Genomic DNA, 5,418 nt, shown 5'->3' with positions numbered 1-5,418 from the left:
TGGGGCGACTTTGAATATAACCGGTTCAGCGCTTTCAGACATAGATGCAGTAGATATTGGTACATCAAAGGGGGCGCAGGATGCTATTACTACTATTGATGCTGCAATAGCTCAAATTGATAGCAATCGAGCGGACCTCGGTGCAACGCAAAACCGCTTGGACTTTACTATTAATAACTTGAGCAATATTCAGAATAACGTTACAGATGCGCGTAGCCGTATTCAAGATGTGGATTTTGCCTCAGAAAGTGCGGCACTAAGTAAGCAGCAGATTCTGTCTCAGGCTTCGTCAGCGATGTTGGCGCAGGCAAATCAGTTACCACAAGTTGCGTTGTCACTACTATAATCGCTACTGCAATCACTATTACAACCAGTGAATGATAAGTAGATGATTGACTGTTAAGCACTGAGTGAATCGGTAACATAACGGCAAATGGAAAAAGGAAGATTCACAGATGAATCTTCCTTTTTTGCTTTATGCGATTATCAATTTACAGGTACGGTGCCTATAGGCTATTGCATATTAGTGATTGATGTTAGCTTATAATGGCTTGACCTTAGCGTGACGTTAAAATATTGCGGTAATTGGAGGATGTTATGGATAATAATTCACTGGGTATTACAAGCTCGCCTGTAAGTCCTACGGTAACAAATAGACCTGAAACAACATCAGATAAAAATATTGCTCAGCAGTTAGCTACTGAAAAAAGCGCTTATGTGCCAGAAGTCGATAAAGTGTCGCTGAATAAGGCGATAACTGAAACGGAACAAGCTGCCGAGACTAAAAAAGAGCAATCCCAAACTGAAGCATTGGCTGCGGTGGTTGAGCAGTTATCAGAGGTCATGTCGATAATGAATAAAGGTTTGGCATTTTCGGTTGATGATGATTCTGGCTCCGCTATTGTAAAAGTAATGGACATCGATACGGGTGAACTTATACGTCAAATCCCCAATGATGAAGCGTTAGAGCTGGCTCAAAAATTGCTTGATGTAAAAGGGCTGTTGATGAGAACGGAAGCCTAATTAGCCTTCTGTTGAATTTTTAAAAAAAGATAATGATACTTTTTAAGAGATAAGTTGAGGTAAATATGGGGTTAACATCGGTTGGACTAGGATCTGGACTAGACATTAACGGTATAGTATCTGCTTTAGTTACCTCTGAGCAGGCTCCTAAATTGGCTCAATTTAACTCAAAAGAGGGTGCAATTAATGCCGAGATATCAGCACTAGGCTTTTTAAAAAATGCCTTATCTGAATTTCAAGACAGCCTAAGTTTTCTTTCAAAAGCAGATTCCTTTGAAAGCCAGAGTGTAAAACTGTCAAAAAGTACTTATTTAAGTGCGTCAGTTACTGATGATGCCGTATCAGGCAGCTATAGTGTGGTAGTTGAGCAGTTGGCAGTTAGTCAAAAAGTTGGCTCTGTGGCAGTGAGTGACGTAACAGCACCTTTAGATGCAGGCTCGTTAAATTTTGCTATTGATGGTAGTAGCTTTGATGTCGCGGTCACCGCTGAAGATACCTTACAAACACTGGTAGCAAAAATAAATGCTGCTGAAAATAATGTTGGTGTAACCGCTACCATAGTCAACAGTGATGATGGTGCAAAATTGGTATTAACCTCTAACAAAACAGGTACTGCCAACAATGTAACGGTTTCATCAACCGATACTGGCTCTGGCACTGTTTTGGCCGATACTTTTACCATGACCGAATTACAACCAGCCAAAGATTCAATTATATACATTGACGGTTTAAAGCTTACTTCGAGTAGTAATACTGTAGAGGGCGCCATTGATGGTGTGACCCTTAATCTTAAAGACGCCGATATCGACAAGCCAACCACGTTGACCGTAGCACAAAATACCAGTTCAATTAAAAGTGGTATTAACGCGTTTGTTGAATCCTTTAATTCAATGGCAGAAATCATATCTGGCTTAACCGGTTATAATCCAGACACCCAAAAAGCGGGAGCTTTGCAGGGCGACTCTTTGCCCCGTAGCATACAGAGTCAATTACGTGGGGTGATTTCATCTGCATTCTCAACATCTGATGGTAATTTATCACTTGCTTCTATCGGCATTACCACCACACGTAGTGGCACCTTAGAAATAGATGACGAAATTTTAACAGCCGCATTAAAAAGCAATGTTACTGGCATTAAAGAAATGTTTACCGCAGAAGATACAGGTGTGGCTGCAAAATTAGACGGTTATCTTGATTCGTATGTTGGCACTGGCTCCATTATTGATAGCCGAGATAGCTCCCTAGACGGTAATTTAGAGCGTTTGAGTGATCAGCGTGAGGTATTTGCGCGAAAAATGGCGGCATTTGAAGCGCGTTTGTTTAAACAATATAACTATATGGATTTGATTGTCGGTCAATTAAGTACCCAGAGTTCCGATATACAATCACGACTCGATTCACTTCCTGGACTAGTTAAACAAAATAATTAATCGAATTGTTAATTAACCGTTTGAACAACCTTTTAGTAAATCTATTTAATCAATTTTTTTAAAAGATAATATCGAGATGAAAATCAAATGACCACAACAGAGCAACAAGTGCTAATTGATGATTTGGATGCTACCAGCGAACAATGCAAGACAGTATTAAATCGATTGAAAAGTAAAAATGATATCGAAGAGTTTGATGAGTTGGTATTGAATTTGCAGGAGTTGGTTACTAAGCGTCAAAAGTTATTGAATGTTTTGATTGCGGATGATTCGTTTGTGCAAAGAGATTATTTGGAGCGTCAATTGGAGTTGACATTAAGCCTTGAAGTGAAAGCAAAGCTAGTGTTAAACAGTTTGCATTCTGAGATACATCTAGGCAAGAAAAACCAACGCCAAGTTAATGTTTATAAGAGTATTGATTCAGATAGGTAGGTATTTATGAGAAGCTCATTACAGTCATATCGAAAAGTATCGCTAGAAAGCGAAATAGCGGTGGCTTCGCCACATCGCATTATACAAATGATGTTTGAAGGCGCATTGCAGCGTATTGCACAAGCTAAATATGCAATCCAACAGAAAAACCCCGCGCAAAAAGGCGAGAATATCGGTAAAGCCGTTAGTATTATTGCTGGGTTGAGCGGTAGCCTAAACATGGATGCTGGTGCTGATGTTTCTGCTAATTTAGATTCGCTTTACGAATACATGTTGAGACGATTATCTGAGGCTAATGTCGCTAATGATATAGAGATGCTCGAAGAGGTTTCTGCGTTACTCAGAACCATTAAAGAAGGTTGGGATACCATCCCACAAGATATGCACGAGTTAACTTCTGAAGCGAGTTAATCGTTACCGAATACTGTATTTAAACTAAAAAAGACGCCTAGCGTCTTTTTTGCTATCTGGCTTAGTATTTATTTTTTTACATGCAATTCATGTATCAATGTTAAATACCTAATAAAGCTAATTCATTAGCATCATCTATTTTCCATGAGAGAGTGTTTCTAGCGAGTCGATATCTAACCTCACCACCAAAACAAAACTTGCTCCATTAGATTTTTTGAATGAAAAAACATCATTTTTAACATAAAATGCTATCTGTTGTAGATAAAATGTAACTGATGCTTGCTTATGATGGGCTGATAATACAATATTTATCATTGAGTTCGTTTTTCTTCACGCTATTTAGCTGATTAACGATCCTGTTTTAGGAATAATGCTAGAATAATGGCAGTGTTGTCAGTTTTAATGACGGCAATGTACTTTGGTTTATGTGGCGATATGCGGCATAATCATCCCGAATCAATACCTATAACAAGAGCTTTTGGCCTTCTGAATGATGCAAATAGAACAAAGAATTTTAATTGTCGGTACCCCATCAGAGCGCGTGACTCGTTTGTGCTGCATTTTCGAATTCCTAGGCGAGCAGTGCGAAATTGTCTCTAATGAATCTTTTCTAGCCCTGATCGAGCAATCTCGGTATCGCGCTGTTGTCATTGTTGATGAAAATATCTGCGTCGAGAGTATCAAAAACATAGCCGCTATAGTGCCCTGGCAACCGATGTTGTTGTTAGGCGATACCGATATCAATTTATCCAATATGCTCGGAACAATTGAAGAGCCGATAAATTATCCGCAATTGACCGAACTGCTGCATTTTTGCCAAGTTTTTGGCCAGGCCAAGCGAGAACATACTTTAACTAATGGTAATCAAACCAAGCTATTCCGAAGCTTAGTCGGGCGCAGTGAAGGTATTGCTAAAGTCCGTCATTTGATTAACCAAGTATCAAGCTCTGATGCGACAGTATTAGTACTGGGTCAATCGGGTACCGGTAAAGAAGTTGTAGCGCGTAATATTCATTATTTATCTGAACGACGAGATGGGCCGTTTATTCCGGTCAATTGTGGCGCTATACCTGCTGAATTACTTGAAAGTGAATTATTTGGCCATGAAAAAGGCTCTTTCACTGGGGCGATATCATCTCGTAAAGGCCGTTTTGAATTGGCTGAAGGTGGCACGCTCTTTTTAGATGAAATTGGTGATATGCCGCTGCAAATGCAAGTTAAGTTGTTGCGTGTGTTGCAAGAAAAGGTATTTGAACGTGTTGGTGGCAGTAAAACAATTGCTACCGATGTGCGTATCGTTGCCGCAACGCATCGTGACCTTGAAACCATGATTGTAGATAACACATTTCGTGAAGATTTATATTATCGACTCAATGTGTTCCCAATTGAGATGCCTGGTTTAAGTGAGCGTCGTGATGATGTGCCGCTACTGTTGCACGAATTAGTTAGCCGAGTGTTTAATGAAGGCCGCGGTAAGGTTCGTTTTACTCAACGCGCGATTGAATCGTTAAAAGAACACCCTTGGTCTGGTAATGTGCGTGAATTATCAAACTTGGTCGAGCGTTTAACCATCTTATTCCCTGGTGGATTAGTTGACGTTAATGATTTACCGCATAAATACCGTTACATTGATGTACCAGAATATTGTGTTGAAATCAGTGAAGAACAATTGGAGCGCGATGCTTTAGCTTCAATATTCAGTGATGAAGAGCCTGTAGAAATACCAGAAACGCGTTTCCCTAGTGAATTGCCGCCAGAAGGGGTTAATTTAAAAGACTTACTAGCGGAATTAGAAATTGACATGATCCGTCAAGCACTTGAGCAGCAAGATAGTGTTGTAGCAAGAGCCGCTGAAATGTTGGGTATTCGTCGTACAACATTAGTCGAAAAAATGCGTAAATATGGTTTGAGTAAAGACTAGACCATTATCTGAATTTTGGATTTTATAAAAACACACCCTCAGGTGTGTTTTTTCGTTTTATCAGTAACTGAAAAATTAATGATCTCATGTTTCTAGTGCTTCAGATAATAGCTTAGCACAGCAAATGTTTTTAACTTGAGAAGTAATATATTGTTACCACTAGATAGTATTGTGATTAAGTATTGTGATTAAGTATTGTGA

At 39.4% G+C, this 5,418-nt stretch carries 6 protein-coding genes; all 6 read left to right on the top strand.

The window, feature by feature from the left end; translation table 11 throughout:
* Window positions 1–346, top strand: a 346-nt coding sequence (locus H5202_RS17505; protein ID WP_259397369.1) for a flagellin, incomplete at its 5' end; no start/stop codon positions are given.
* Between the two features lie 251 nt (window positions 347–597).
* On the top strand, window positions 598–1,023 hold the full coding sequence (locus H5202_RS17500) for a flagellar protein FlaG (RefSeq protein ID WP_182773207.1): 426 nt from the start codon (window positions 598–600) through the stop codon (window positions 1,021–1,023).
* 65 nt (window positions 1,024–1,088) lie between these two features.
* Complete coding sequence (gene fliD / locus H5202_RS17495; RefSeq protein WP_182773206.1) at window positions 1,089–2,453, top strand: flagellar filament capping protein FliD; 1,365 nt, start codon at window positions 1,089–1,091, stop codon at window positions 2,451–2,453.
* 87 nt (window positions 2,454–2,540) lie between these two features.
* Window positions 2,541–2,885 carry a flagella biosynthesis chaperone for FliD, FliT gene (locus tag H5202_RS17490; RefSeq protein ID WP_182773205.1) on the top strand — a complete coding sequence of 115 codons (345 nt, stop codon included), beginning with the start codon at window positions 2,541–2,543 and terminating at the stop codon, window positions 2,883–2,885.
* Window positions 2,886–2,891: 6 nt separating this feature from the next.
* Complete coding sequence (fliS, locus tag H5202_RS17485; RefSeq protein WP_123883931.1) at window positions 2,892–3,296, top strand: flagellar export chaperone FliS; 405 nt, start codon at window positions 2,892–2,894, stop codon at window positions 3,294–3,296.
* A 490-nt stretch (window positions 3,297–3,786) separates the two neighbouring features.
* The gene (locus H5202_RS17480) at window positions 3,787–5,217 is read left to right on the top strand and encodes a sigma-54 dependent transcriptional regulator (RefSeq protein WP_182773204.1); all 1,431 of its coding nucleotides are present in this window, start codon (window positions 3,787–3,789) and stop codon (window positions 5,215–5,217) included.
* Window positions 5,218–5,418: the final 201 nt, after the last annotated feature.

This window comes from Shewanella sp. SG41-4 (assembly GCF_014164505.1).
Taxonomy (GTDB): Bacteria; Pseudomonadota; Gammaproteobacteria; order Enterobacterales; family Shewanellaceae; genus Shewanella.
The sequence above is the reverse complement of the archived record's forward strand: the minus strand, read 5'-3'. Positions and strand labels throughout refer to the sequence as shown.

What these genes read in the sequence shown, in the direction of transcription:
- fliS (WP_123883931.1), top strand. Translation starts at nt 2,892, where the DNA reads ATGAGAAGCTCATTACAGTCATATCGAAAAGTATCGCTAGAAAGCGAA.
- fliD (WP_182773206.1), top strand. Translation starts at nt 1,089, where the DNA reads ATGGGGTTAACATCGGTTGGACTAGGATCTGGACTAGACATTAACGGT.
- H5202_RS17490 (WP_182773205.1), top strand. Translation starts at nt 2,541, where the DNA reads ATGACCACAACAGAGCAACAAGTGCTAATTGATGATTTGGATGCTACC.
- H5202_RS17480 (WP_182773204.1), top strand. Translation starts at nt 3,787, where the DNA reads ATGATGCAAATAGAACAAAGAATTTTAATTGTCGGTACCCCATCAGAG.
- H5202_RS17500 (WP_182773207.1), top strand. Translation starts at nt 598, where the DNA reads ATGGATAATAATTCACTGGGTATTACAAGCTCGCCTGTAAGTCCTACG.